At 65.2% G+C, this 26,711-nt stretch carries 30 protein-coding genes; 13 read left to right on the forward strand and 17 right to left on the reverse strand.

The window, feature by feature from the left end:
• Window positions 1-14 precede the first annotated feature (14 nt).
• The 5 genes from AB4Z44_RS11815 to AB4Z44_RS11835 all read left to right on the forward strand — a co-directional run bounded on the left by AB4Z44_RS11815 (window position 15) and on the right by AB4Z44_RS11835 (window position 4,964).
• Window positions 15-446, forward strand: coding sequence for an MAPEG family protein (locus AB4Z44_RS11815; RefSeq protein ID WP_404709901.1), 432 nt, complete (start codon window positions 15-17; stop codon window positions 444-446).
• A 68-nt stretch (window positions 447-514) separates the two neighbouring features.
• A complete protein-coding gene (locus AB4Z44_RS11820) occupies window positions 515-907 on the forward strand; it encodes a VOC family protein (protein WP_404709902.1) in 393 nt (130 codons plus the stop codon).
• Window positions 907-1,746, forward strand: coding sequence for an arylamine N-acetyltransferase (locus AB4Z44_RS11825; RefSeq protein ID WP_404709903.1), 840 nt, complete (start codon window positions 907-909; stop codon window positions 1,744-1,746). Before AB4Z44_RS11820 ends, AB4Z44_RS11825 begins: the two co-directional genes overlap by 1 nt.
• Window positions 1,743-3,059, forward strand: a complete 1,317-nt coding sequence (locus tag AB4Z44_RS11830) for an MFS transporter (protein WP_404709904.1) — start codon at window positions 1,743-1,745, stop codon at window positions 3,057-3,059. Before AB4Z44_RS11825 ends, AB4Z44_RS11830 begins: the two co-directional genes overlap by 4 nt.
• 51 nt (window positions 3,060-3,110) lie before the next feature.
• Window positions 3,111-4,964, forward strand: coding sequence for a putative bifunctional diguanylate cyclase/phosphodiesterase (locus tag AB4Z44_RS11835; RefSeq protein WP_404709905.1), 1,854 nt, complete (start codon window positions 3,111-3,113; stop codon window positions 4,962-4,964).
• An 82-nt stretch (window positions 4,965-5,046) separates the two neighbouring features.
• Here the strand turns inward: AB4Z44_RS11835 and AB4Z44_RS11840 are convergent, their stop codons facing one another.
• A complete protein-coding gene (locus AB4Z44_RS11840) occupies window positions 5,047-6,192 on the reverse strand; it encodes an epoxyalkane--coenzyme M transferase (protein WP_404709906.1) in 1,146 nt (381 codons plus the stop codon).
• A 110-nt stretch (window positions 6,193-6,302) separates the two neighbouring features.
• On the opposite strand from AB4Z44_RS11840, the gene AB4Z44_RS11845 reads away from it, so the two are divergent.
• A complete protein-coding gene (locus AB4Z44_RS11845) occupies window positions 6,303-7,502 on the forward strand; it encodes a serine hydrolase domain-containing protein (RefSeq protein ID WP_404709907.1) in 1,200 nt (399 codons plus the stop codon).
• Between the two features lie 2 nt (window positions 7,503-7,504).
• Here the strand turns inward: AB4Z44_RS11845 and AB4Z44_RS11850 are convergent, their stop codons facing one another.
• The 12 genes from AB4Z44_RS11850 to eno form a co-directional block, all read right to left on the reverse strand.
• Window positions 7,505-7,897, reverse strand: coding sequence for a c-type cytochrome (locus AB4Z44_RS11850; protein WP_404709908.1), 393 nt, complete (start codon window positions 7,895-7,897; stop codon window positions 7,505-7,507).
• Between the two features lie 128 nt (window positions 7,898-8,025).
• Window positions 8,026-8,220: a hypothetical protein gene (locus AB4Z44_RS11855; protein WP_404709909.1), complete on the reverse strand. Its 195-nt coding sequence runs from the start codon at window positions 8,218-8,220 to the stop codon at window positions 8,026-8,028.
• Window positions 8,221-8,296: 76 nt separating this feature from the next.
• Window positions 8,297-8,575, reverse strand: coding sequence for a DUF1467 family protein (locus AB4Z44_RS11860; RefSeq protein WP_404709910.1), 279 nt, complete (start codon window positions 8,573-8,575; stop codon window positions 8,297-8,299).
• 38 nt (window positions 8,576-8,613) lie between these two features.
• Window positions 8,614-10,194: a ribonuclease J gene (locus tag AB4Z44_RS11865; RefSeq protein ID WP_404709911.1), complete on the reverse strand. Its 1,581-nt coding sequence runs from the start codon at window positions 10,192-10,194 to the stop codon at window positions 8,614-8,616.
• A gap of 201 nt (window positions 10,195-10,395) precedes the next feature.
• Window positions 10,396-10,863, reverse strand: coding sequence for an EF-hand domain-containing protein (locus AB4Z44_RS11870; protein ID WP_404709912.1), 468 nt, complete (start codon window positions 10,861-10,863; stop codon window positions 10,396-10,398).
• A 32-nt stretch (window positions 10,864-10,895) separates the two neighbouring features.
• Window positions 10,896-11,543 (reverse strand): squalene/phytoene synthase family protein, encoded by a 648-nt coding sequence (locus AB4Z44_RS11875; protein ID WP_404709913.1) that lies wholly within the window; start codon window positions 11,541-11,543, stop codon window positions 10,896-10,898.
• Window positions 11,544-11,684: 141 nt separating this feature from the next.
• On the reverse strand, window positions 11,685-13,097 hold the full coding sequence (locus tag AB4Z44_RS11880; protein ID WP_404709914.1) for a pyruvate dehydrogenase complex E1 component subunit beta: 1,413 nt from the start codon (window positions 13,095-13,097) through the stop codon (window positions 11,685-11,687).
• Window positions 13,098-13,109: 12 nt separating this feature from the next.
• On the reverse strand, window positions 13,110-14,174 hold the full coding sequence (pdhA, locus tag AB4Z44_RS11885; RefSeq protein ID WP_404709915.1) for a pyruvate dehydrogenase (acetyl-transferring) E1 component subunit alpha: 1,065 nt from the start codon (window positions 14,172-14,174) through the stop codon (window positions 13,110-13,112).
• A 129-nt stretch (window positions 14,175-14,303) separates the two neighbouring features.
• A complete protein-coding gene (locus AB4Z44_RS11890) occupies window positions 14,304-14,573 on the reverse strand; it encodes a septum formation initiator family protein (protein ID WP_404709916.1) in 270 nt (89 codons plus the stop codon).
• A 139-nt stretch (window positions 14,574-14,712) separates the two neighbouring features.
• Window positions 14,713-15,360 (reverse strand): RBBP9/YdeN family alpha/beta hydrolase, encoded by a 648-nt coding sequence (locus AB4Z44_RS11895; RefSeq protein WP_404709917.1) that lies wholly within the window; start codon window positions 15,358-15,360, stop codon window positions 14,713-14,715.
• Window positions 15,361-15,590: 230 nt separating this feature from the next.
• The gene (locus AB4Z44_RS11900) at window positions 15,591-15,989 is read right to left on the reverse strand and encodes a GFA family protein (protein ID WP_404709918.1); all 399 of its coding nucleotides are present in this window, start codon (window positions 15,987-15,989) and stop codon (window positions 15,591-15,593) included.
• A 48-nt stretch (window positions 15,990-16,037) separates the two neighbouring features.
• Entirely contained in the window at window positions 16,038-17,309 is a 1,272-nt protein-coding gene (gene eno / locus AB4Z44_RS11905) for a phosphopyruvate hydratase (protein WP_404709919.1), read from the reverse strand.
• A gap of 156 nt (window positions 17,310-17,465) precedes the next feature.
• Here eno and AB4Z44_RS11910 point away from each other — a divergent pair, with 156 nt between their 5' ends.
• The 6 genes from AB4Z44_RS11910 (at window position 17,466) to AB4Z44_RS11935 (ending at window position 20,132) form a co-directional block, all read left to right on the forward strand.
• Window positions 17,466-17,990, forward strand: coding sequence for a hypothetical protein (locus tag AB4Z44_RS11910; protein ID WP_404709920.1), 525 nt, complete (start codon window positions 17,466-17,468; stop codon window positions 17,988-17,990).
• 2 nt (window positions 17,991-17,992) lie between these two features.
• Window positions 17,993-18,355: a phage holin family protein gene (locus tag AB4Z44_RS11915; protein WP_404709921.1), complete on the forward strand. Its 363-nt coding sequence runs from the start codon at window positions 17,993-17,995 to the stop codon at window positions 18,353-18,355.
• On the forward strand, window positions 18,352-18,642 hold the full coding sequence (locus AB4Z44_RS11920; RefSeq protein WP_404709922.1) for a hypothetical protein: 291 nt from the start codon (window positions 18,352-18,354) through the stop codon (window positions 18,640-18,642). The genes AB4Z44_RS11915 and AB4Z44_RS11920 overlap by 4 nt, the downstream gene beginning before the upstream one ends.
• Before the next feature lie 12 nt (window positions 18,643-18,654).
• The gene (locus AB4Z44_RS11925) at window positions 18,655-19,068 is read left to right on the forward strand and encodes a hypothetical protein (RefSeq protein ID WP_404709923.1); all 414 of its coding nucleotides are present in this window, start codon (window positions 18,655-18,657) and stop codon (window positions 19,066-19,068) included.
• Window positions 19,069-19,229: 161 nt separating this feature from the next.
• The gene (locus AB4Z44_RS11930) at window positions 19,230-19,832 is read left to right on the forward strand and encodes a phospholipid-binding protein MlaC (protein WP_404709924.1); all 603 of its coding nucleotides are present in this window, start codon (window positions 19,230-19,232) and stop codon (window positions 19,830-19,832) included.
• A gap of 90 nt (window positions 19,833-19,922) precedes the next feature.
• Window positions 19,923-20,132 (forward strand): DUF4170 domain-containing protein, encoded by a 210-nt coding sequence (locus tag AB4Z44_RS11935; RefSeq protein WP_404709925.1) that lies wholly within the window; start codon window positions 19,923-19,925, stop codon window positions 20,130-20,132.
• Between the two features lie 141 nt (window positions 20,133-20,273).
• On the opposite strand, the gene AB4Z44_RS11940 is transcribed toward AB4Z44_RS11935, so the two are convergent.
• The 4 genes from AB4Z44_RS11940 to carA all read right to left on the reverse strand — a co-directional run bounded on the left by AB4Z44_RS11940 (window position 20,274) and on the right by carA (window position 26,069).
• Window positions 20,274-20,900: a rhomboid family intramembrane serine protease gene (locus AB4Z44_RS11940; protein WP_404709926.1), complete on the reverse strand. Its 627-nt coding sequence runs from the start codon at window positions 20,898-20,900 to the stop codon at window positions 20,274-20,276.
• 39 nt (window positions 20,901-20,939) lie between these two features.
• Window positions 20,940-21,416, reverse strand: coding sequence for a transcription elongation factor GreA (gene greA, locus AB4Z44_RS11945; RefSeq protein WP_404709927.1), 477 nt, complete (start codon window positions 21,414-21,416; stop codon window positions 20,940-20,942).
• An 83-nt stretch (window positions 21,417-21,499) separates the two neighbouring features.
• Window positions 21,500-24,820: a carbamoyl-phosphate synthase large subunit gene (gene carB, locus AB4Z44_RS11950; RefSeq protein WP_404709928.1), complete on the reverse strand. Its 3,321-nt coding sequence runs from the start codon at window positions 24,818-24,820 to the stop codon at window positions 21,500-21,502.
• Window positions 24,821-24,896: 76 nt separating this feature from the next.
• Window positions 24,897-26,069, reverse strand: a complete 1,173-nt coding sequence (gene carA, locus AB4Z44_RS11955; RefSeq protein WP_404709929.1) for a glutamine-hydrolyzing carbamoyl-phosphate synthase small subunit — start codon at window positions 26,067-26,069, stop codon at window positions 24,897-24,899.
• Window positions 26,070-26,207: 138 nt separating this feature from the next.
• Between carA and AB4Z44_RS11960 the strand changes: the two genes are divergently transcribed.
• On the forward strand, window positions 26,208-26,660 hold the full coding sequence (locus tag AB4Z44_RS11960) for a GatB/YqeY domain-containing protein (protein WP_404709930.1): 453 nt from the start codon (window positions 26,208-26,210) through the stop codon (window positions 26,658-26,660).
• Window positions 26,661-26,711 lie beyond the last annotated feature (51 nt).

The following is a 26,711-nucleotide window of genomic DNA, read 5'->3' on the forward strand; positions in this document are numbered from 1 at the left end:
AGGGAGAGGATGGCATGACGATCGCGATATTGTGGCCGACCTTCGTGCTGGTCGCCCTGATCTACGGCGTCTGGTTCTTCATGTTCGTCAAACGCCTCGGCCATATCCGCCGCAATCCGCCGAGCGCGAACGACTTCGCCGATGGCGAATCCGCGATGCGTTACTTCCGCCCGGTCGAGATGCCGGCCAACAACCTGCGCAACCTGTTCGAGATGCCGGTGCTCTATTTCGCGCTGGTGCCTTTGCTGATGCTGACCCGCCATGCCGGCTACGTCGAGCTCACGCTCGCGTGGATCTATGTGGTGCTGCGCATCGTCCATAGCCTGATCCATGTCGGGCCGAACCAGGTGATGCCGCGCTTCATGGTCTATCTCGCCTCGTGCATCGTGCTGTCGGCGATGTGGATCGGCTTTGCGATCGATATGGCGAGCGTACCGGCAGTCTGACAGGACAAACCCGCTTGCGCTCGTCTCCCGATCGGGTGAGACGAGCGCGTCCAACCGAGGAGAGGGCGATGATCGGTTATACGCTTGTCGGCACCAACGATCTGGAGCGTGCCAAGACCTTTTACGATGCGTTGTTCAAGCCGATCGGCGCCACGCGGATGATGGATTTCGGGAAATCGGTGGTGTGGGGTGTCGGCCAGGACAAGCCCGGTTTCGGCGTCACCCTGCCCTATGACCAACAGGAAGCGACCCCCGGCAACGGCACGATGATCGGCCTGGTGCAGGACAGGCGCGCGAACGTCGATGCGCTGTACGCCGCAGCGATGGCGCAAGGCGGCATGGACGAGGGCGCGCCGGGGCTGCGCGGCGACGAAGGGCCTCATGCTTTCTACGCGGCCTATTTCCGCGATCTGGATGGCAACAAGCTCTGCGCCTACGCGGTCGGACCGGCCGACGCCTGATGGCATTCGATCTCGACCTTTATCTGGAGCGCATCCGCCTCGCTGAAAGACCGCAGGCGGATGCGGCCGGGCTGGTGGCGCTCCAGCGCGCGCACCGCCTGGCGATCCCGTTCGAGAATCTCGACGTGATCCTGGGGCGCGGTATCCAAGTCGATAGCGACAGCGTGTTCGCCAAGCTCGTGACCGCGCGGCGCGGCGGCTATTGCTTCGAGCATAACCGGCTGTTCCTCGATGCGCTCGACGCCCTCGGTTTCACCGCGCGGCCATTGCTGGCGCGGGTATGGCTGGGTGCAGAGCATGTGCCGCCGCTGACTCACGCGATCAGCCTGGTCACGATCGACGGACAGGACTGGATCGCCGACGCCGGCTTTGGCGGCAGTTATGTTCCGCCGATGCCGCTTGCCGACGGCGAGGTAGCGCTTGGCCCCGACGGCGCACGCTTCACGCTGAATCGCGATCCCCTCTACGGCTGGATGCTCGATCGGCATGGCGATCCCGCGGCGACCGATGGCCGGACCAGCTCTGCCGATCCGGAATTGTTCGCCGGCGCGCAGTACAGCTTCGGGCTCGAGGCGGTATATCCATCGGATTTCGCGCTCGGCAATCACTGGACCTCGACGGCATCGGGGACGCGTTTCACGACGCTGCGCCTGGTCAGCATCGTGCTCCCGACCGGCTTTGCCAGCCTCAACGACCGCGCCTATCGCCGCCGCAACGGCGACAATGACACCAGTGCCGAAATCACCGATCCGCGCGTCTATCGCATGCGCCTGAGCATGATGTTCGGGATCGATCTGACCGCGGACGAGGTGGCGCAGCTGGGGTTGTTCGGGGGGTGACCGCAGGCAGCCGCCCCCTCCCCCTGCGCTCGATCATCGGCGGCTCCGCCGGCAATCTCGTCGAATGGTTCGACTGGTACGTCTACTCGGCCTTCTCGCTCTATTTCGCCAAGGCCTTCTTCCCGCACAGCGACCAGACGGCGCAATTCCTCGCGACGAGCGGGATCTTCTGGGTCGGCTTCCTGATGCGCCCGATCGGCGGCTGGCTGCTCGGGCGGATCGGCGATCGCCGCGGGCGGCGGACCGCGCTGACATGGTCGGTAGCGATGATGGGTGGTGGCTCGCTCATGCTCGCGCTGACGCCCGGCTATGCCGAGATCGGGATTGCCGCGCCGATGCTGCTGATGGCGGCGCGCATCATCCAGGGATTGAGCCTCGGCGGCGAATATGGTGCGGCGGCAACCTATCTCAGCGAAATGTCGCCGCCGACACAGCGCGGTCTCTGGTCGAGCTTCCAATATGTGACGCTCTACGGCGGCCAATTGCTGGCGCTGCTGATGCTGATCGCCATGCAGACGGCGGGGCTCGGCGAGGCGGCGCTCGGCGCATGGGGCTGGCGCGTGGCGTTCGTTGCCGGTGCCGTGCTCGCGCTGACCGTGTTCTGGATTCGGCGGGGGATCGAGGAGACGCCCGAATTCGTCGCCGAGGGCACGCCCGGCAAGAAGCGGGGCGGGGTGGCGGAACTCTGGCGCAACCATCGCAAGCCGGTACTGATCGCCTTCGCGCTCGCGATGGGCAGCAATGTCGCCTTCTACACCTTCACCACCTACATGCAGAAATATCTCGTGGTGACATCCGGCTTCTCCAAGCCGACCGCGAGCCTGATCTGCGGCATCGCCATCCTGATTGCCTTGCTGATCCAGCCGGCGCTCGGCGCCTTGTCGGATCGGGTCGGACGCAAGCCCCTGCAATATGCGTTCGGGATCGGCGGAGTTGTCGGTACGGTGCCGCTGATGACCGCGATCGGCCATACGCATGATCCCATGACCGCGTTTCTGCTGATTCTGACGGCAATCGCGATCCTGAGCTGCGCGACGTCGACCAGCGCCGCGCTCAAGGCCGAGCTGTTCCCGGTTCATGTCCGCGCCTTGGGCGTCGGGCTGCCTTATGCACTGAGCCAGTCCCTGTTCGGCGGGTCGGCCGAGACGCTTGCGCTGTCGCTCAAGCAGGCCGGGCATGAAAGCCTGTATTTCTGGTATGTTAGCGCCATGATCGGAATCGCGTTGATCGCAACGCTGGCCATCCGTGAGACTGCCCCACGCAAGGACCGCGTCCGAAACGGATATGAACCGGCCGTTTCGGCCAGACGTTAACACTCCCGGACGGAAACAGGCTTATCCTGCATCCCGAGTCGGGTGGATCATATGCTTCTCGAGTTACAGAATCTGGTCCTCGAACTGATGGCGACCGGAGTTCCTCTGGCGCAGACGACGCGCACCCTGTGTGGGGAAGTGGAGCGGCTTGTCCCAGACGCTTTCTGTTCGGTCCTGACGATCGACAGCGAGGGCCGATTGCATACGATCGCAGCGCCGAGCCTGCCCGCCGATTTCTGCAGCGCGATAGAAGGTACGCCGATCGGCCCCGATACCGGCTCGTGCGGCACTGCGGCGTGGCGGGGTGAGCCCGTCGCGGTGCTCGATATCGCCACCGATCCCCTCTGGGCCGACTACCGGCATCTGGCGGCGCCGCACGGCATCCGCGCCTGCTGGTCGAGCCCGATCTGGGATCAACATGGCAAGGTCGTGGGCACATTCGCCTTCTATTATCGTCACCATCGCGGACCGACCGAGCTCGAGCGGAATATCGTGGCCGCCAGCGTCCACCTCTGTTCGCTCGCGATCGAACGCGACGATCAACTCAACGAGGCGCACCGCCTGATCTACACCGACGCGTTGACGGGCCTGGGCAATCGCGCCTGCTTCAACGATGTCGCGGCGCGCTACGATCCGCCTGATTCGGGCAGATGGGGCCTGCTGCTGATCGATGTCGACGGTCTCAAGGTGGTCAACGACACGTTCGGGCACCGTGCGGGCGATCGCCTGATCCGTATCGTCGCCGATCGGATCAGCGATGTCGCCGCCGGCATGCCGGTTTTCCGATTGGGCGGCGACGAGATCGCGGTGATGCTAAGCAGTGACGACCGCGCGCAGGCAGAGCAGACCGCGGTCGCGATTCTGCGCGCGCTGGAGGCGCCCGCGGAATGCGACGGACATATGCTCGCGCCGACCGCAACGATCGGCATAGCGGTGCGTGGCAGCCCGCACGAAAGCTCTGAGACCGTGCGCCAGAATGCCGACATGGCGCTCTACCATGCCAAGGAAACGCAGCGCGGCGGCTTCGTCCATCACGTCGACGGGCTGGGCACCGCGATCACGCGGCGGATGACCGCGATCCTCGACATGCGCGCGGCGCTCGACGAGGATAGGATCGTCCCATTCTACCAGCCGATGGTCGAACTGGTCAGCCAACGCGTCGTCGGGCTGGAGGCGCTTTATCGGATCCGGCGTTCCGACGGCAGCTTGGGGAGCGCCGGCGATTTCCAGGCCGCGACCGCCGATGCGCATGTCGCCAAGGCGCTGACCCGGCGCATGCTGGAACGCATCGCCGCCGATGCCCGCCGCTGGGCAGAACGCGGCGTCGATTTCCGGCTGATCAGCATCAATCTGCCACCCGCCGATTTCCATTCGGGCGGGATCGCCGATCGCGTCGCGCAAGCGTTCGACGCCGTCGGCGTGCCGCTCACCTCCGTCATGATCGAGGTGACCGAGTTGGTCTATCTCAGCCGGCGTGACGACATGGTGTCGCGCGAGATCGCGGCGCTACGCGATTATGGCATACGAATCGCGCTTGATGATTTCGGCACGGGCTATGCCTCGCTCAGCCATTTGCTGACCGTACCGATCGACGTGATCAAGATCGACCGGAGCTTCGTGGAGCAGCTCGATCATGATCGGGGCAGCGCCGCGATTATCAACGGCGTCGCGCGCATCGCCGAAAAACTGGGGCTCGACGTGGTTGCCGAGGGAGTCGAGACTGAGGAGCAATGCAAGATATTGCTCTCGCTCGGTTGCCATGTCGGCCAAGGCTTCCATCTCGCCGCGCCGATGGATCAGGCCGCAACGAAGTCATTCCTGACGGAACGGGCCGGCGCGCAAATGCCGATCGGGCCGCATCTGCGGGAAGAGAGATCGGTTTGGCCGATCAGATCCGTGATCTGAGTGCTACCGGTGAGGCTATAGCGCAACCGACGAGCTGACCGCGCGCGTCATAGTCCGCCGCGCGGCGTGGACGCGTGCGAGATCAGTAGAGCCGCGCGCTCGCAAGGCGCGCGCCCTCGGTCAGCGCCCCCAGCTTCGCCCATGCGATCTGCGGGTGACAGCGCAGGCCAAGCCCGCAATCGGTCGATGCGATCACATTCTCGCGGCCGACGAGGCGAGCGAACCGCTCGATCCGCTGCGCCACCAATTCGGGATGCTCGATCACCGTCGTCGCGTGGCTGACGACGCCGGGGGCCAGCAACCGGCCCTCGGGCAGCTTCACTTCTTCCCATATGCGATACTCATGCTCGTGCCGGGCATTGGCGGCCTCGAACAGATAGGCGCCCGCCTTGATCGCCAGCATCACCTCGACGATGTCGGCAAGCGGGATGTCGCGCGAATGCGGGCCGTGCCAGCTGCCCCAGCAGAGATGGTAGCGGATCTGCTCGACGGCCACGTTGCGCAGCGCATGGTTCAGCGCCTCGACCCTGAGCATGCAATATCGGCGATAGGCAGCGAGACCCATGCCGACGCCGATCCGATCCCACAATGCCGCCATCCACGCATCGTCGACCTGGACGAGGAAACCGGCCTGCGCGATCGCCTCGTATTCGATCCGCAAGGCCTCGGCGAGCGCGAACACGAACTCTTCCTCGCTCTTGTAGAACAGGTTGCGCCGGCCGACCTCGACGCTGGTCGGTGCGGTCGAGGTGAGGAAGGCATCGCCGACCGGGTGGTCGCCGAGCGCCTCGCGCAGCAAGGCGATCTCCCGCTCCAGCGCCGCGAGGCCGACATATTCGATCGGCCCGGTGCAGGCCCAGTCGCGCACGCCGCGCCGTTGCTCGGGCGCGGCGCGGGTCTGTTCGAACAGGGTCCCGCCTTCCATCGCGGCCTGGTAGAAATCGCCGAACGCCTGCCAGTCGGTGCTGGACGTCAGCAAGGTGGCGCTGTTGCCCTGCGCATCGGGTTCGAAACCCGACAGGCGGCTGTTGATGAAAGTGACCCAGTTACCGCCCTTGGTGAGTTCGCCCTCGTTGACGATATCGACACCGAGCTCGCGCTGGCGCGCCACCACCTCACCGACCGCGGCGCGCACCGTCTCCGGCTCCGCCTCGCCCTGCCACACCGCATGCGGCCCGGGCAGCGCGCCGACATGGGACGTGAGAATATGATCGCTGCTGCGCTTCATCGGTTCATCCTCTCTTTGTCGTTGCCCTCGGCGTGCCACGAGTTTTGGCAGGATGCCACACCATAAGATTCTCCCCGAAACGAGGAGGATTTGGTACGCCTGATAAGATCATGCGCCTCATCCTATACTTCTTTGCATCCCTCGCCGCCTTCCCCGCCCAAGCCGCCGACCCCATCCCCGCGTCGGTGCGCGTGACATTCGACCGCCGCGGCGTCACCTCCGCCGCCGCAGTCGGTCTTGCCGATCGCGCAGGCGGCCGCGCGGTGACCGCGGACTCCCCTGCCCGGATTGCATCGATCTCCAAGCTCGTCACCGCGATCGGCGTGATGCGGCTGGTCGAGGCAGGTCGGCTCGACCTCGATGCCGACGTTTCGGAGCTGCTCGGCTTCCCCGTCCGCAACCCAGCCTTCCCCGACACGCCGATCACATTACGGCTGCTGATGTCGCACCGTTCCTCGCTGACCGACGGCGCCGACTATGTGCTTCCGCTGGACGCCACGCTCCAGGCGACCCTTGCCGATCCGCGCGCGTGGGACAGCCAGCATGCGCCGGGCACGTGGTTCCAATATACCAACCTCAATTTCCCGATGGTCGCGGCAGTGATGGAGAGAGCGACCGGCGAACGGTTCGACCAGCTCATGCAGCGGCTGGTGTTTCAGCCGCTCAAACTCGACGCCTGCTTCAACTGGTCGGGCTGTTCGGACGCCGCGATCGCCAAAGCGGTGGTGCTTTATCGTTCGGACGGGCAGGTGGCGCGCGACGATCTCCACGGCGTCCGCCCGGCCTGCATAGCGACGCCAGCGCGCGACGGGAGCTGCGACCTTTCGATCTGGCGCGCAGGGGTCAATGGCGCGATCTTCTCACCGCAGGGGGGCGTGCGCATCTCGATGCGCGATCTCGCCACGATCGGGCGGCTGCTGCTCGATAAGGGTAAGATCGACGGCCAGCGGCTGCTGAGCGCCCGATCGATCCGCACCCTGCGGCGGATCGAATGGGCCAATGACGGCAAGAATGGCGAGAGCGATCGCGGCTTCTACTGCGCCTATGGCCTCGCAATGCAATTGCTGAGCGTGGGCACGCCCGGCTGCAACGGTAATCCATTCAACGACGGCCGCGCGCGCTTCGGCCATGCCGGCGACGCTTACGGCCTCAAATCAGGTCTGTGGATCGATCCGGCTCGCCATGAGGGCGTGGCCTATTTCACCACCGCGGTCGCGCCCGATGCGCCACGCGGCGTGACCGGCTATCCGGTCCCGGAGGAGGACATGGCGCAGGGCCGGCTTCCAAACGCCGCCAGCCCCGCGCCCTGATCCTACTTCAGCGACATCAGATAATCGGCGATCGCGGCCTGCTTCGCCGGATCCTTCTCGCCGGCATAGGTCATCTTGTTGCCGGGAATCTTCGCCTGCGGATTGGCGATGTACGAGATGATCTCGGCCTTCGACCACTTGATCTTCGCGGCCTTCATCGCCGGCGAATAGGTATAGCCCGCAAGCGTGCCCGAAACGCGGCCGCCGACGCCCCAGAGGTTCGGGCCGATCGCGGGCGCAGCGCCGGCCTCGACCTTGTGGCACACGCCGCACATCGCGAACGCCGCGGGCTTGGGCAACGGATCCGCGCCGGCCGCAGTGGCTCCAAGCGACAGCATGGCAATAACGACCGGCAGCTTCATCAACCCTGTTCCCTCTTCGTGACGCGAATACATGCAATTCCCCTGCCCCATTCAAGCTGAACGGATGGCGAACCACGGACTGACACTCGTCCTAGAAGAGCGAAAGCGCGGAAGAAAAGGGAAAACCCGCCGGGATCCCACCGGCGGGCATGGAAATCGGATCACGCCGTGGCGGCGCGGCGACGGTCGTACATCTTCTTGGCGGCATAAGCGCCGCCGAGCGCTAGACCGATCGGGCCCAGCCGCCGGGCGAGCGAGAAGCCAGCGGCGCCCAGAACGGCACCCTTCAGCCCGCTCTCCTGACGCCTCTTCTCGACTTCGGCCCCGATCAAGGCGCTCAATATCTTGCCGACCATATGATCCTCCATGTGCGTTCAACCATGGAAAGAGCGTCGGCGGCGGGCGTTGGTTCCGCGACCGATCGGACAGCAATCACTGTCCGTCGGCGTGCGCCGCGTGCACGAGATCAAAGTCTTCGACCGGAATCCAGCCGTTCACGTAGTTCGCATAATAGAGGCCGAACAGAACCAAAGCGACGACCGTCGTCCATTTGGCGGTACGGCCGAAGCTGAAGCTGGGCGGCGCGCTTTCGGCCTGCCCCCTGATGGGGCCCGAATTCCCGTCGCGTGACTGGAGACGGAAGGGCAGCACGAGAAAGAAGCTCAGCGCCCAGAAGAGCATGAAGATCGCACTGATCGAGGTGGGCTTCATATTCGGGTCCAGCTGGGCGGTTGTCGTGATCGCCTGTCTTACAAACGAATGATCGACACATCGACGATTGGCTTCTTGCCGGTCCAGTTCGTCGCCGCGCGGCGCACGGCGAGCCGGATCGCCTCGCGCAGCCCGGCTTCGTCCTTGCGATTGCCCTTGACCGCATCGGCGGCCGCATCGCGCGCTTCGTCGATGAAATCGTCGCGATCCTCCTCCACCGGAATGCCCTGCAGCATGATGGCGGCCTCGCCGCGCTGACGATTATTGTTGTCGAGCGCGACGGTCACTGAAATGATGCCGTAATTGGAAATGCGGCGACGCTCGTTCATCGTCGATCCGTCGGCGGGCAGGATCACGTCGCCATCGAGGATCAGGCGGCCGGCGCGCTCGTTGCCGATCTTGCGCGGCTCGCCCGGGGCAAGCCGGATCAGATCGCCATTCCCCTGGACGATACCCTTGGGCACGCCCAGCGACCGCGCGAAACGCTCCTGCTCGGCCATGTGGCGCATCTCGCCATGGACCGGCAGGATGATCTCGGGCCGGATCCACTTGTACATCAGCTCGAGTTCGGGCCGGCCGGGGTGACCCGAGACGTGAACATGTGCCTGCCGGTCGGTGACCATGATCACCCCCTTGGTGGCGAGCATGTTCTGGATGCGGCCGATCGCGACTTCGTTGCCGGGGATCTGCTTCGACGAGAAGACGACCGTATCGCCTTCCGAAAGCTTGATCTGGTGGCTGTCGAACGCGATGCGCGACAGTGCGGCACGGGCCTCGCCCTGGCCGCCGGTAGCGATGATCATTACCTCGTTGCGCGGCAGCTTCATCGCCGTCTCGAAATCGACGACCGGTGGGAAATCCAACAGGTAGCCGGCGCTTTTGGCGACGCGGATGATGCGATCGAGCGAGCGGCCGGCGACGCAGAGCTGGCGCCCGCAATCCGTGGCGACCTCGCCCAACGTCTGCAGCCGGGCGGCGTTCGAGGCGAAGGTCGTGACGAGCACGCGCCCCTTCACGTCCTTGATGACGCCATCCAGTCCTTCGCGCACCGCGGCTTCGGAACCCGAGGCCTTCTCATTGAAGACGTTGGTGCTGTCGCCGACGAGCGCGAGGATGCCCATGTCGCCGATCGCCTCCAGTTCGGCCGCGGTCGAAGCGTTGCCGACCACGGGCTCGTCGTCCAGCTTCCAGTCGCCGGTATGGAAGATGCGCCCGTACGGCGTCTCGATCAGCAGCGCATTGCCCTCGGGGATCGAGTGGGCAAGCGGCACATAGGTGAAGCCGAACGGGCCGAGCTGGAAGCTGCTGTCGCGTTCGATCTCGATCAGTTCGACCTGATCGGTGATGCCCTCTTCCTCGAGCTTGCCGCGGATCAGGCCAGCCGTGAAAGGGGTGGCGTAAAGCGGCACGCCGAGATCGGCGGCGAGATAGGGAATGGCGCCGATATGATCCTCATGGCCGTGCGTGAGGACGATGCCGAGCAGATCCTCACGATTGCGCTCGATGAAGTCGAGATCGGGCAGGATGAGATCGATGCCGGGATAGGTCGGGTCGGCGAAGGTGAGGCCGAGATCGACCATCACCCATTTGCCCTGCGTTCCATAGAGATTGACGTTCATGCCAATCTCCCCCGAACCGCCGAGGGCGAGGAAAAGAAGTTCGTCAGCAGGCGTTGTCACTAAAATTCCGATATTTGGGGGGCGGATATGCCGCCCTATGATTTTGGGCCGCGGCGAGGCCTGCGGCAGTCTCTGCCCATGTAGAGGTTGCGCGCGCTGTCGCAAGGCTTTCCGGTGGCGATTCGACGCTCCGGACGCCTGTCAGCCGTCATCTTCATCCTTCGGCTTGGTGGGCCGCGGGCAGCGGGTGGTGCGGGTCTGGCGCACGGCTTTGGTGGTCGCGAACTCGGCTGGGGTCAGCAGGCCGGTCTTCTCCTTGTCGGCGTCGTTGAAGCGCTCGATCGCCTTGGCGGCATATTCATCGAAGCTCAGCTTACCGTCGCCATCCTTGTCGAGCTTGGCGAAGTTGCGGCGGCGCGCGGCGAGGAATTCGTCGCGGCTGACCTTGCCGTCCTTGTCATGATCGATGCGCGAAAGGCGGCGCTGCTCGCGGGTCTTCTCGCTCGCCATCGGCGGTTCGGGCATGGCATCGTCGCCCGCCGCCGCCCCTGCGATAGCCTGCGGCGCATTGGGCAAGCCATGGCCCGCGATAGCCGTCGTCCGCCACCAAAGCACCCCGCCGGCCATCAGCACGACGCCAGCCGCCAGACCCACCAGATACCGCCACATGGCTTCCTCCCCGCGCCGTTCGACGCCCCACGCTATCGCCCGGTCAGGCGCAATGCCAGCATCCGCATGATCCGGCGCGGGCTGCCCTGCACACGCCGCGCATCGCTGGCGACGTCGCCGCGCGCGAGCGTGACCAGCATCGCGAGCGGGCGGGCGGCGCGGGGCCAGCGATGGCGCGGAAGCGCGTCCAGGATCGCGCGCCCACGCCGGCGGGCGGATGTCCGGACTTCGGGCGCGCTGTGGCGGTGCGCGAGATCGGCGAGTGCCCAGGCTTCGCCGGCGCCGGGCAGGCGGTCATCCTTGGTGCCCAGGATCGCCGCTGCTGCGATGAACAGCCAGCGGCCACGTTCGCGCCCGTGCCGCGCGACCTTGGGTTCTTCCGCGAGCAACGCGGCCCAGCCGTCCTCGATTGCGCCCAAAGTCGCACCGAGCACGCCATGCGGCAGGATATGGGTGGCGATGTCGCGCAGCAGCGGTTCGGCCGGCGCAGGTTCCTTGTCCAGCTTCTCGAGCGCCTCACGCCACCAGGCGAGGCGCATCAGGCCGATCATCGGTTCGGTGGTGGTCGCGACGATCGTGCCCATGCGTTCATCGAGCGCAAACAGGGCAGCGAGGGCCGGGCGAGCGGATGCGGGCGCGTACGCGATCGCAAGCGTGCGTTCCGGATCGGCAAGGTCCACTAAAATCCTCCCGGAGCGAAGAGGGGGACCATTTCGCAGATATGATGGAGGGGGCCCTCCACCATCGAGTCGCTTGCCGGGGGCCCCCTCCACCGCTGTTCGAGCGGTCCCCCTCCCCGTTCCGGGGAGGATCTTTGGCGCTTATCGGTAGCACACCTTCTTCGCCGCTTCGACGACCTGGTCGGCAGTAATGAGCGCCGCTTTCTCCAGGTTGGCGGCATAAGGCAGCGGCACGTCGACGTTGGTGACGCGCAGCACCGGCGCATCGAGATCGTCGAAGCCCTCTTCCATCACGAACGCGGCGATTTCCGAGGCGATCGAGCAGGTCGGCCAGCCTTCCTCGACCACGACGATACGGTTGGTCTTCTTGAGGCTCTCGAGCACCGTGCGCTTGTCGAGCGGACGGATCGTGCGCAGATCGACGACCTCCGCGTCGATGCCCTCTTCGGCCAGCAGCTTGGCGGCTTCGAGCGCGACGCCAACGCCGATCGTGTAACTGACGAGCGTCACGTCCTTGCCCGGCTTGACGACGCGCGCCTTGCCGATCGGCAGGACATAATCGTCGAGCTTCGGCACGTCGAACGACTGGCCGTAGAGCAGTTCGTTCTCGAGGAAGACGACCGGATCGTTCGACCGGATCGCCGCCTTGAGCAGACCCTTCGCGTCGGCCGCCGAATAAGGCGCGATCACGATCAGGCCGGGAACCGCCGCATACCAGGGCGCATAATTCTGCGAGTGCTGCGCGCCGACACGGGCCGCCGCACCATTGGGGCCGCGGAACACGATCGGGCAGCGCATCTGGCCGCCCGACATGTAATTGGTCTTGGCGGCCGAATTGATGATGTGGTCGATCGCCTGCATCGCGAAGTTGAAGGTCATGAACTCGACGATCGGGCGCAGGCCCGCCATCGCGGCGCCCGTACCGATGCCGGCAAAGCCATATTCGGTGATCGGCGTATCGATCACGCGTGCCGGGCCGAACTCGTCGAGCAGCCCCTGCGTGACCTTGTAGGCGCCCTGATATTCGGCGACTTCCTCACCCATCACGAAGACGAGTTCGTTGGCACGCATTTCCTCGGCCATCGCATCGCGCAGCGCATCGCGCACCGTCATGCGCACGACCTCGGTGCCTTCGGGCACCTCCGGATCGTCCCGCGTATCCGCGACATCGGCCACCAGCGCACGCGCGGCGGTCGGCATCTTCGGCTGGGCTGCACCGCCCTCGCCGCCGACTTCCGTCTTCTGGTCGGCAGGCTTTTCGACCGGTGCTTCGGCCTTGGCCGCGGCCGGCGCGGCGGCGGACGCATCCTCGCCTTCCTCGGCGATGAGCGCGATCACTTCGCCCACCTTCACGCCGTCGGTGCCTTCGGCGATGAGGATCTTCGCAATGGTCCCTTCGTCGACCGCCTCGAATTCCATCGTCGCCTTGTCGGTCTCGATCTCGGCGAGGACATCACCCGATTTGACGGTGTCGCCTTCCTTCACCAGCCATTTGGAAAGCGTGCCCTCTTCCATCGTCGGCGAGAGCGCGGGCATCTTGAGTTCAATGGGCATCGGTCTGGGCGCTCAATAGCTGTCGACGAGAACGTCGGTGTAAAGTTCGGACGCTTCGGGCTCCGGGCTCTCTTCGGCGAACGCGGCAGCGTCGGCGACGATCTTGCGGATATCCTTGTCGAGCGCCTTGAGCTGGTCCTCGCCGATCCCCTTTTCCGCCAGGATCTTGGCGAGGTGATCGATCGGATCGCTCTTGTCGCGCACCGCCTGCACTTCCTCGCGCGAGCGGTACTTGGCCGGATCGGACATCGAGTGGCCCCGATAGCGATAGGTCTTGAGCTCGAGCAGGACCGGGCCCTTGCCCGCCTGCACCCACTCCAGCGCGGTTTCGGCCGCACCGCGCACCGCAAGCACGTCCATGCCGTCGACCTGGATGCCGGGGATGCGGAAGCTTTCGCCGCGCTTGTAGAGCTGGTCTTCCGCGCTCGCGCGGTTGACGCTCGTGCCCATCGCGTATTGGTTGTTCTCGATCACGAAGATGACGGGCAGCTTCCACAGCTCCGCCATATTGAAGCTTTCGTAGACCTGGCCCTGGTTCGCGGCACCGTCACCGAAGTAGACCAGCGCGACGCCGCCATCCTTGGCATACTTATGCTTGAACGCGAGGCCGGCGCCGATCGACACCTGCGCGCCGACGATGCCGTGGCCGCCGTAAAAGCCATGCTCGACCGAGAACATGTGCATCGAGCCGCCCTTGCCCTTGGAAATGCCGGCGGCACGGCCGGTCAGTTCGGCCATGATGACGTTCGGATCGATGCCGTAGGCGAGCATGTGGCCATGGTCGCGATACCCGGTGACGACCGAATCGCGGCCCACGGTGAGCGCGGACTGGAGCCCGACGGCAACCGCTTCCTGGCCGATATAGAGGTGGCAGAAACCGCCGATCAGGCCGAGGCCGTACAGCTGGCCGGCGCGCTCTTCGAAGCGGCGGATCAACAGCATCTGACGGTAGAATTCGAGCAATTCCTCCTTGCTCGCGTCATAGAGCTTGGGCTCGGGCGGGCGCTCCCGGTTGGGGGCAGCGGGGGGTGCGCTCGCCTCTTCCTTGGGTTTCGCGGTACGTGGTGCTCTGGCCAAGGCGGCGATGCTCCTTTCGAGGCTGTCGGCGCCCCTATAGGCGCGGGAAAGCCGCTCCCGCAACGCCCACTTCCAGCAAGACACTCCTGCCACCGTCAGTTGGTGCCGGAACGCCTCACCCGCGCAAACTCAATTGGTTGGGACGATGACCTCGTCGGGACGCACCTGGCCGGTGTGGCGGCGCACCAGCTCATCGGCCAGATCGGGATCGACATGGCCCGGATCGAGCAGGGCGACACGGTGCGCAAGCTGATCGCGCTTGGCCTTGAGCTCGGCCAGCGAATCCATGTGCGCCGCGCGCTGGTGGCGATAGCCGGCAAGGCTCATCAGCCCGTTCGCGCCGAAGATCGCCGACCCCGCAAAATAGGCGATCACGAATAGCGCGATGGCAGGACCCATCGCCGAACGGATCAGGGTAAGGGACGAGCGACGCGACATAATGCGTCAAGAATCACGTTTGCCCAAAGGGTTCAAGCAAAAAGCCGCCGAACCGTGCGAAACCTGAGTCGGATAGACGGCGCCGCGCCGGCCGAGCCGTTCAGCCCCAGATACGACGGACCTCGCCCCCTCGCGGGGCTCCCGGCCGACCGCCTGCCTTCGTCTGGGTCGAAGGACGCGGCCGTGCGTCGAGCAGTCCTTCCAGCAGATCCTGCCCGTCACGCCAATCGGCGAGCCCCGAGGCCGCATTGATATGCCCCTCGCCCTCCAGCAGGACGAATTCGGCGCCCCAGCGCGCGGCCAGCTCCTCGGTGCGATCGGCCTCGCAATAGGGATCGTCGGTGCTGGCCACCACGATCGCCGGGAAGGGTAGAATGGCCTGCGGTGCCGGTGCAAATCGCCGGATGACGGGCAAGGCATCGTCGCGATCGACGTCCGGCGGCGCCACCAGCATCGCGCCGACGACGTTGCCGGGGACCGAATCCCCGAGGAGTCGCGTCCACCACAGCACCGCATGACAACCGAGGCTGTGCGCCACCACCACCACCGGCCCCTGCGCCGCGCGCACCGCCTGATCGATTCGACTGATCCAGACATTGCGCACAGGATCGTCCCACATACCCAACTGGACGCGCAGGCAATCGTGGCGCTGCTGCTCCCAGATCGTCTGCCAATGGCCCGAGCCCGAATTGCCGAGCCCCGGCACGATCAGGCACAGAGGCGAAAGGGAAAGCTCTCCGTCGGTCATTGGCTTCCTCCATTACAGTGCGTGGAGTCTATATCCTATCGATCAAGTGGGGAATAAGCTTTGACTTGGGCAGCGCCTAGCCTGGCTTGGAAAGCCCACGGCTTATCACAACGCGTAAACGAATGCCGTAGCCCCGGCGCAGGCAGGGACCCATCGCTCCAATAAACCAGGCTAGCGCGCGGTGGGCGCCATGGGGCCCTGCCTGCGCCGGGGCGACGACATCCAGGCTCTCAGGCCGGCGGGTTTTCCCGATAATGCGGGACGTCATCGTCCGCCAACGCGACCCACGGCTGCTTGCTCGACAACCAGATATGCGATTCGGGCTTGAACAAGCCGAGATCGTCGAGGCTGCCCATCGTCAGTCCCATCACGTTCGCAGCCGCCCGTTCCGAGAATAATGTCGTCCCGCATCGCATGCAGAAGCCGCGCCGTAGCGCTGGCGAGCTGTGATACCAGCCGACCGGCCCCGAATATGTCACCCGATCGAGCGGGACCGCGACGCGCGCATAAAACGGCGCGCCGGTCGCCTTCTGGCAGCGATGGCAGTGGCAGGCACGGACATTGATGGGCTCGGCGTCGGTCTCATACCGGCATTCGCCGTACAGACAGCCGCCCTGGATTGCGATCATTGCCTTACCCCCGCTCCCGACCCCGCAGTGGGTTGGACTGGCCTCAGTTCAATCGAACACCCGTCCCGCATAGCGGCCGATCGCGCCCAGCTCTTCCTCGATGCGGATGAGCTGGTTGTACTTGGCCAACCGGTCCGAACGCGCCAGGCTGCCCGTCTTGATCTGCCCGCAATTGGTGGCGACCGCGAGATCGGCGATGGTCGAATCCTCGGTCTCGCCCGAACGATGCGACATGACCGCCGTGTAGCCAGCGCGCTGCGCCATCGTCACGGCGGCGAGCGTTTCGGTCAGCGTGCCGATCTGGTTGACCTTCACCAGCAGCGAATTGGCGAGACCGGCGTCGATCCCCTGCGCCAGGATCTTCGGGTTGGTCACGAACAGGTCGTCGCCGACCAGCTGGACCTTGCCGCCGAGTTGATCGGTCAGGATCTTCCAGCCGTCCCAATCGTCCTCGGCCATGCCGTCCTCGATCGAGACGATCGGATATTTGGCGCAAAGCTCGGCCAGATAATCGGACATCTCGGCCGAGGAGAGCTTCCGCCCCTCGCCCGCCAGATCATAGACGCCGCCCTTGTAGAATTCGCTCGCCGCGCAATCGAGCGCGATCGCGACATCGTCGCCGGGCGTATAGCCGGCGGCCTCGATCGACGACATGATGAAGTCGAGCGCGGCCGCCGGGCTCGCAAGATTCGGCGCGAAGCCGCCCTCGTCGCCGACCGCGGTCGCCAGACCCTTGTCGTGCAGCTTCTTCTTGAGCGTGTGGAAGATCTCCGATCCGCAGCGCACCGCCTCGATCAGGCTCTCGGCGCCGACCGGCATGATCATGAATTCCTGGAAATCGATCGGATTGTCGGCATGCGCGCCGCCATTGATGATGTTCATCATCGGGGTGGGCAGCACATGCGCCGAAACCCCGCCGACATAGCGATAGAGCGGCAGGCCGCGCGATTCCGCCGCCGCCTTCGCGACCGCGAGGCTGACGCCGAGGATGCCATTGGCGCCGAGCCGGCTCTTGGTCTCCGTGCCATCGAGTTCGATCATGACCGCATCGATCTCGGACTGGTCTTCGGCCTCGAGCCCCTCGACCGCCTCGGCAATCTCGCCATTGACGGCATCGACCGCATCGTCGACGCCCTTGCCGAGCCAGCGGCTCTTGTCGCCGTCGCGCTTCTCGACCGCCTCGCGCGCGCCGGTCGACGCGCCCGAAGGTACGGCGGCGCGGCCGAAGCTGCCATCCTCGAGCGTCACGTCGACTTCGACCGTCGGGTTGCCCCGGCTATCGATCACGGTGCGGGCGTGGATATCGACGATCGCGGTCATGCAGGTTCCTTGTCGCTGGGATGCCACTGGCAGGCGGTAAAAGCTAATCGGGGCTCTATCGGCGCGGCCACGGATAGGCAATAATTCCGCAGCCGATATGGAACGTGTCGGCGTGCAGGGATGTTGATTGAGTGAACCGCAAATCGGAGATCGTTCATGCTACCCGATGACCAGCTTCCCGAAGGCACCGATCATATCGTCCAAGGTGCCGGCGTCTCGAGCGACGATGAGGAGCCCGGTCAGGCCCTTTCGAGCACCGAGACCAAGGATGCGCCCGCCGACGATGGCGCCAACGCCTTCTTCGGCCGCTTCGACGAACTGAAAGGTCAGGCGACCGACAGGGCACGTTCCTTTGCCGTTGCCGGCAAGGATCGCGCCACCGCCGCGCTCGACGATCTCGTCAGGATGATCGAGGATGCGGCCGGCGAGGTGGATGGCAAGCTGGGATCGCAATATGGCGATTATGCCCGGCGCGCCGCCGAAGGGATCGGCAGTTTCTCCGAGACCTTCAAGGACAAGGACGTCGACCAGATTTTCGACGAAGCGCGCGAACTGGTGAAGAAATCGCCGGCTGTCGCGATCGGCGTCGCCGCCGCGATCGGCTTCGTCGTCGCGCGGATCGCGCGATCGGGTCTGCCCGAAAAGACTGCGGCCAATGACGCCGATGCGCCGGCTGCCTGATCTTGAACGACGCCAAATTGGACAATGGGGGCGACCAGGAAGATCTTTCGCTGCGCGACCTGATCGCGCGGCTGATCGACAGCGCGAAGGCCTATTTGCGGGCCGAGGTGGCGCTGGTGAAGAAGACGGTCGAGGTTCGCCTCGATCAGGCCAAGCCCGCGGCAGTGTTCGCGATCGGCGCGGTCATGATCGTGCAGGCGGCTTTGGTGGTGCTGCTGGCGGCGCTCGGCATGGGATTGGCGACCTGGCTCGGCACCGCGGGTGGGCTCGCGGTGGCGGGGCTGGTTGGCTTGCTGGTCTCGGGCTTGCTGGTGTGGCTGGCGATCAGCCGGTTCACGGGATCGAAGGACACGGCCGGAGAATGAGTGACGAAAGGGATTTGGCGCAGGCCAGAGCCGACGCGGCCAGCGCCCGCGAGCGGCTGCTTGGCGCAGCGCAGGCAGTACAGGCGCGGCTCAAGCCCGCCTCGCTGGCCAGCGACGCATGGGAAACCGTGCGCGACAAGGGTGAAGTGGTCGCCGAAGGCGCGGCGCGCGCGGTGGCGAAGCGTCCGGCGGTCGCATCGGCGGCGGTGCTGGGTATCGTCGCCCTGCTGGCGCGCAAGCCGATCGCGCGGCTGTTCGGCCGCTTACGCAAAGATCCGAAAGATTGAAGGAGACTTCCGATGAGCAAGACCGATGGTCCACAGGAAATTGAGCAGGCCGGATTGAGCGACCGGGTGACCGCAGCCTATTCGGCAGCGCGCGACAAAGCGGGCGACGCCGCCGAGACGGTGGTATCCAATCCGCTCGCCGCTCTGCTCGGCGGGCTCGCGATCGGCGCGATCGCCGGTGCGTTGCTGCCGCGCCTCGCCAAGGAAAAAGAGCTGCTCGCTCCGCTCGGCGAGCGGATCAGCGAAGCGGCGCGCGCCGCGATCGAGGCCGGCAAGACGGCCGGCAAGGACGCGCTCGTCGAGAGCAACCTGTCCACCGATGCGCTCAAGGCGCAGGTCAACAAGCTGGTCGAGCAGGCGCTCGATGCCGCCAGCGCCGCCAGCACGGCAGCCGCCCAGGCCGCACGCGAGGCGGCCACGCGTTAAGCTGGACGACGTCACAGCGGAGACTGGGATCTCGGGAGGCTATCTCGTCTCTCCCGAAATCCACCCGTTGGAGCCTAATCGGCTCGACGGAGTTCAAAGCGCGTTCAGACGTGCCGCCGCATAGGCGAAGCAGCACGTCGTCCGACGAAGAAGGAAAGAGCATGAAGATGGTTCGTGGCGCCCTTGCGGCGCTGGCATTGGGCAGTGGAGCAATCCTCCTGCCCGCAATTACCGCACCCGCGCAGGCGACGGTCGATACTTCGGATCCCCAGAAGTTCGTCTCGACGCTGACCACCGACGGCTTTGCGGCGATGAAGACCGGCAGCCGCGAATCGGCCAAGGCCAAGTTCCGCGCCTTGCTGTCGCAGAATGTCGCCGTCGATATGATCGGCGATCGCCTGATCCGCCGCTGGGTTCCGACCATCAGCCCGGCTCAGCACGACACCTACAAGGCGACCTTGCCGACCTATATCGTCGGCACCTATGCCGACCGATTGTTCGAATATTCGGACGCGACCGTAAAGGTCGTTCGCACCACGCCGACCGCCGGCGGTGGCGCGGATGTCACCACCGAGGTCGTCAAGCCCGGCCGTCAGCCGATTCCGGCGGTCTGGTCGGTCGTTCAGGTGGGCGGCGTCTGGAAGGTGCTCAACCTGCGGGTCGCCGGCATCAACATTGCGATGGCACAGGCCGCGGACTTCGACTCGGTTATCCAGCGCCAGGGCTTCGACGCGCTGATCAAGCTGATGAAGGCACGCGGGTAAGACGCGAACGCCGGCCGTCAGCGAAAAGTTGAGGGCCGGCGGCACGCACGTCTGTTGCATTGCAGCGCAGGTCGCGGCAGGAAGGCCCGCATGAGTCTGCTGCACCTAGTTTTCGGCGGTCGGGTCAAGGACCCCCGCAACCTCGAGTTCGACGACCTGTCGAAACTCGACATCATTGGCTTCTTCCCGGACTATGCCAGCGCCGAACGCGCCTGGCGCGGTGCGGCGCAGCGCACGGTCGACGATGCCGAGATGCGCTATGTGATCGTGCATCTGCACAAGCTGCTCGAGCCGAAGTAATCCCAGATCCCTTCCGGCTTCGCCGCGAGGGAGGCCGCCACAGGATGTGGAGGGCGGCGGTGGCAGATCGCCGTCTTCGCTGGCGGCAACGGGCACGCCTTATACCGCCCCCGTCGAGAAATGCCGGGGAGGAATCTTCCTTCAGGCTTTTCTGTAGCGCCACCGCAGCAGCGGTCGTGCCAGCAGCAGTCCGGCGATGAACCCGCCGATATGCGCCGCCGCCGCGATCGCGATCCCCTGCGTCGCCGAGGCGAACCCCAATAGCAGCTGTACTGCGACCCACGCCGCCGCCAGCCACAAGATGTGCAGCCACCGTGCCGCTGCCGGGCTGAACCGCGACGGCTTCCGCTGACCATACAGGATGGAATAGGCCCCCACGAAGGCAGAGATCGCGCCGCTCGCGCCGATCACGGGCATCGTCGAATGCGGCCCGGCAATATATTGCGCCGCCGACGCGGCATAAGCGCCGATTACGAACAGCACGATCACGCCCGGCGCGCCGAGCGCGACCTCGTCCTCGCGCCCGCAATAGCCCAGCATCAGCAGGTTGAAGCCGAGATGCAACGCATTGGCATGAAGCAGAGCGCTGCTCAGCGGGGTCAGCCAGACCGGAAGGCCACCGACCACGATCAGGCCCGAAAAGCGCGCGGGGATGAAGCCGCCGATCACGGTCGCCACGTCGGTCTTACCGAGTGCCGCAATCAGCAGGAAGCTCGCCGCGATCACCGCGCCGAGCGTCATCGTCATGCGGGGCGGGGCTGTCTTCATCGCCCCATCATCGGCTGGAGCGCCCCGCGCAGCCCATCGTCAGATGAACTCGATGCGGGAGACCACATAATAACGGTCGCCCGACGGCACCGTCACTTCGACTTCTTCGTCAGCCTTGCGGCCGATCAGCGCGCGGCCGAGCGGCGAGGAATAGCTGATCTTGCCCGATTTGGCGTCCGCCTCGGTCTGGCCGACGATCTGGTACGTCACCGGCTTGTCGTCCTCGTCGATCAGGTGGACGGTCGCGCCGAACACCACCTTGTCGCCTGACAGGGTCGACGGATCGATCACGAGCGCGCGGGAAAGGCGATCCTCGATGTCGGCGATCATCGCCTCGACCTGGCCCTGCCGTTCCTTGGCGGCGTGATATTCCGCATTTTCCGAGAGGTCGCCGTGAGCCCGCGCTTCCTCGATAGCATCGATGATCTGCGGACGCTCCTGTTTGAGACGCGCGAGCTCGACGGTGAGCATATTATAGCCCTCCGCAAGCATCGGCAGCTTCTCTTCGGTCGCCATCACTCAAGCCCCTTCGTGAAAATCACCCCTTACGCCGCCTGACTGGCGGCGCCCGCATCTTCGCTGATGTCTGGGGTCGTCAGTCAGTTATGATAGGATTGGAGCGAGCGTACTTCAAGCGTTCGTCCTTTGAGCGCCGTAATCGCCTGGACGGCGGCCAAACCCGCCGCGGCCGTCGTGAAATAGGGAATGCGGCTGAGCATCGTGGATGCGCGGATCGACTTCGAATCCTGGAGCGATTGCCAGCCTTCGGTGGTGTTGAACACCAACTGGACGCCACCATCCTTCAGCCGATCGACGATGTGCGGGCGGCCCTGCGCCACCTTGTTGACGCGCTCCACATCGATCCCGTTCGCCTGGAGGAAGGCGGCGGTGCCGTCGGTCGCCACGATCGTGAAGCCGAGCTCGATCAGGCCACGCACGGCCGGCAGAATCACCGGCTTGTCGGTCTCCTTGACCGATACGAAGGCGGTCCCGCCCTGCGGCAGGACGTTCGACGCGCCGAGCTGGGCCTTGGCGAAGGCGGTGGCGAAATCGCGATCGATTCCCATCACTTCGCCGGTCGATTTCATCTCGGGCGACAAGACCGGATCGACGCCGGGGAAGCGCGCCCACGGGAAGACCGCTTCCTTGACCGCGACATGATCGATCGCGAGATCGATCGTCGGCAGGTCCTTCAATTTCTCCCCTGCCATCACGCGCGCGGCAATCTTGGCGATCGGTGCCCCGATCGCCTTGGCGACGAATGGCACGGTGCGGCTGGCGCGCGGATTGACCTCGATCAGGTAAACTTCGCCATCCTTGACCGCATATTGGACGTTCATCAGGCCGCGCACACCCAGCGCACGCGCGAGTGCATCGGTCTGGCGCTCGATTTCATGTACGATCGCAGGCGACAGGCTGTAGGGCGGGAGCGAGCAGGCGCTGTCGCCCGAATGGACCCCGGCCTCCTCGATATGCTGCATCACGCCGGCAATGACGACATCGTCGCCGTCACAGATCGCATCGACGTCAACCTCGATCGCGTCGCGCAGATAGCGATCGATCAGCACGGGCGAATCACCCGACACCTGCACTGCGGTCTGGATGTAATTGTCGAGCTGCGCCGGCGTATCGACTACCTCCATCGCGCGCCCACCAAGCACGTAGGACGGGCGGGTCAGGACAGGATAGCCGATTCGCTCCGCGACCGCGATCGCCTCGTCGCGGCTGCGGGCAATACCGTTGGCGGGTTGCTTGAGGCCGAGGCTGGAGACGAGCGCCGCAAAACGCTCGCGATCCTCGGCGAGGTCGATCGCGTCGGGCGAGGTGCCGAGGATCGGGATCCCGGCATTTTCCAGTTCCTGCGCCAGCTTGAGCGGGGTCTGGCCGCCGAACTGGACGATCACGCCGACGAGCGTGCCGTTCTGCTGCTCGACATGGAGGATCTCGAGCACATCCTCGGCGGTCAGCGGCTCGAAATAGAGGCGATCGGACGTGTCGTAGTCGGTGCTCACCGTCTCCGGATTGCAATTGACCATGATCGTCTCGAACCCGGCATCGGACAGCGCGAAGCAGGCGTGGCAGCAGCAATAATCGAATTCGATCCCCTGCCCGATCCGGTTGGGGCCGCCGCCGAGGATGACGATCTTCTTGCGATCGGAGGGCTGCGCCTCATTCTCGGGCTCACCGAAGATCGGGGCCTCGTAGGTCGAGTACATATAGGGCGTTTTCGCCTCGAACTCGGCCGCGCAGGTGTCGATCCGCTTGAAGACCGGCCGCACACCGAGCTTGTGGCGCAGCGCGCGAACCTGCGCTTCGTTGACGGCGCCGGTCATCGCCGTGATGGCATCATGCACCACGCCAGATCCCTTGGCCTGCGCCTGCTCCATACCGGCGAGGTTGGCCGAATTGAGCGCGAGCCAGGCGAGGCGCTTGTCCGAAAAGCCCATTGCCTTGAGCTTGCGCAGCCCCGCGGCATCGCGCGGCAGCCCTTCGCGGCAAACCTCTTCCTCGGCACGGACGATCTCGGCCAGCCGCTCGATGAACCAGGGATCGTATTTGGCGATCCGATGGACCTCGTCCACCGTAAAACCCTCGCGCAGCGCCTGTGCGGCGATCAGCAGCCGATCGGGAGTCGGCTCGGAGAGCGCGGCCTCGATTTCCTGGCGCGGCTTGCCCTTGAGGCGATCGACGATGTTGAGCCCGGCCAGCCCGGTCTCCAGCCCGCGCAACGCCTTCTGCAGGCTCTCGTGGAAGTTGCGGCCGATCGCCATCACCTCCCCGACCGACTTCATCGCGGTGGTGAGGTGATCGGAGGCACCCTTGAACTTCTCGAACGCAAAGCGCGGGATCTTGGTGACGACATAGTCGATCGTCGGCTCGAAGCTCGCCGGGGTCGCGCCGGTGATGTCGTTGTCGATCTCGTCGAGCGTATAGCCGACCGCGAGCTTGGCGGCGACCTTGGCGATCGGGAAGCCGGTCGCCTTCGACGCCAGCGCCGACGAGCGCGACACGCGCGGGTTCATCTCGATCACGACCAGCCGGCCGTCCTTCGGATTGACCGCGAACTGGACGTTGGAGCCGCCGGTCTCGACCCCGATCTCGCGCAGCACCGCGATGCTCGCGTTGCGCATGATCTGATATTCCTTGTCGGTCAGCGTCAGCGCGGGCGCGACGGTGATCGAGTCGCCGGTGTGGATGCCCATCGGATCGACATTCTCGATCGAGCAGATGATGATGCAATTGTCGTTGCGATCGCGCACGACCTCCATCTCATACTCTTTCCAGCCGAGGACCGATTCCTCGACCAGCACCTCGGTGGTCGGCGACAGATCGAGCCCGGAGGTGACGATCTCGATGAATTCCTGGCGGTTATAGGCGATCCCGCCGCCCTGCCCGCCCATCGTGAAGCTCGGCCGGATGATCGACGGCAGCTGGACGAACTCCAGCGCCTCCAGCGCCTCCTCGACCGTATGGGCGATGCGGCTGCGCGGGCTTTCGAGCCCGATCTTGTCCATCGCATCGCGGAACTTCAGCCGGTCCTCGGCCTTGTCGATCGCCTCGGCATCGGCGCCGATCATCTGGCAGCCATATTTTTCGAGCGTGCCGTCGTGCCACAGCGCGAGCGCGGTGTTGAGCGCGGTCTGCCCACCCATCGTCGGCAGCACCGCATCGGGGCGCTCCTTCTCGATGATCTTGGCCACGATTTCGGGCGTGATCGGCTCGATATAGGTGGCGTCGGCCATGTCGGGGTCGGTCATGATCGTCGCCGGGTTCGAATTGACCAGGACGATGCGATAGCCTTCCTCGCGCAGCGCCTTGCACGCCTGCGTCCCCGAATAATCGAACTCGCACGCCTGGCCGATGACGATCGGGCCCGCGCCGATGATGAGGATGGAGGAGATGTCGGTGCGCTTGGGCATTATTGCGCCTTCAAAGCTGGATAGGTGACAAAGGTGTTGAGCGAGCATCGCTCCGGACGCACGGCCGGCGTCCTCTTCATGCTTCCGCCTTCAACCGGCTGACGAACTGCTCGAACAAATAATGGCTGTCCTGCGGACCCGGGCTCGCCTCGGGGTGGTATTGCACCGAAAAAGCCGGCTTGTCGGTCAGACGCAGCCCGGCGAGCGAGCCGTCGAACAGCGAGATATGGGTCGCCTCGGCATTGGCCGGCAGCGTCGCGGTATCGACCGCGAAGCCATGGTTCATGCTGGTGATCTCGACCCGACCGTCATCGGTGCGCTTGACCGGATGGTTGGCGCCACGATGGCCCTGGTGCATCTTGAAGGTCTTCGCGCCGACCGCGAGGCCGAGCAACTGGTGGCCCAGGCAGATGCCGAAGATCGGCTTGCCGATCTCCAGCAGCTTCTGGATCACCGGCACGGCATAGCTGCCGGTCGCGGCCGGATCGCCCGGGCCGTTGGAGAGGAACACGCCGTCGGGGGCATGCGCCATCACCTCGTCGAAGGTCGCGGTTGCGGGCACCACCGTCACGTGCGCGCCGGCGGCGACCAGATTGCGCAGGATATTGCGCTTGAGGCCATAATCGATCGCGACGACGTGCGGGCCGTCGGGATTGGCCGAATGGGTCGCGTAGCCCTCGCCCAGCGTCCACAGCCCATCGTCCCATTTGTAGCTCTGGGTCGACGAAACTTCCTTGGCGAGGTCCATGCCCTCGAGCCCCGGCCATTCGCGCGCCTGCGCCTTCAGCGCCTCGAGATCGAACTCGCCCTTGGCATTGTGCGCGATCACGCCGTTGGGCGCGCCGCCGATGCGAATCGCCCGGGTCAGCGCGCGGGTATCGACGCCAGCCAGCCCGATGCGGCCATTGTTCCGCAGCCAGGTATCGAACGTCTGGGTCGAGCGGAAATTGCTCGGGTCGGTGACGTCCTCGCGCACGATGCAGCCGAGCGCGTGCGGGTTGATCCCCTCCACGTCCTCGGGGTTCGCGCCGACATTGCCGATATGCGGAAAGGTGAAGTTGATGATCTGCCCGGCATAAGAGGGATCGGTCATCACCTCCTGGTATCCGGTCATCGCGGTGTTGAAGCACACCTCGCCGACGGCAGCGCCTTCGGCACCGAAACCGCGGCCCCAGATCACGGTACCGTCACCCAGGACGAGCACAGCTGTCGCTGAATCTGGCGCGCGTGTGGGCTTGGCGTCGGCCATGGTTGGCGGGCACTCCTCTAGGTGGGGCTGGCGATGTCGCTAAGCGCCGTCCGCTAGACGCCACGGAGGGGTCGGTCAACTCTACCAAATTTGCGCGAACCGCACTATGGTGATCGTTTCCCGAAAGCCCGAGACCCCATGATACGAGACGAAATTAAAGCGGCGCAGATCGCCGCGATGAAGGCTCGCGACACCGTAACCGTCGCCGCCACCCGCCTGATCCAGGCCGCGATCAAGAATCGCGACATCGAATTGCGCACCTCCTCCGCCACCCCGGACGACGATCTGGTGGTGACCGAAGTGCTGCAGAAGATGATCAAGCAGCGCCGCGAATCGATTGAACTCTACAATAAAGGCGGCCGCCCCGAGCTGGCCGAGGCCGAAGCTGCCGAGGTGGCGGTGATCGAACGCTTCCTGCCGCAGCAGATGAGCGATAGCGACGCGACCTTGGCAATCGACGCGATCGCGAGCGAACTCGGCGCGACCAGCGTCAAGGATATGGGCCGCGTGATGGCGGCGGTGAAGGAACGCCATGCCGGCCAGCTCGACATGAGCAAGGCCAGTGCGCTGGTGAAGGCACGGTTGAGCTAGAATCTCCCCCTCCCGCTTGCGGGAGGGGTCGGTCGTGATAGTCTATTCCGT

This window comes from Sphingomonas sp. MMS24-J13, assembly GCF_044905095.1.
GTDB lineage: Bacteria > Pseudomonadota > Alphaproteobacteria > Sphingomonadales > Sphingomonadaceae > Sphingomonas_I.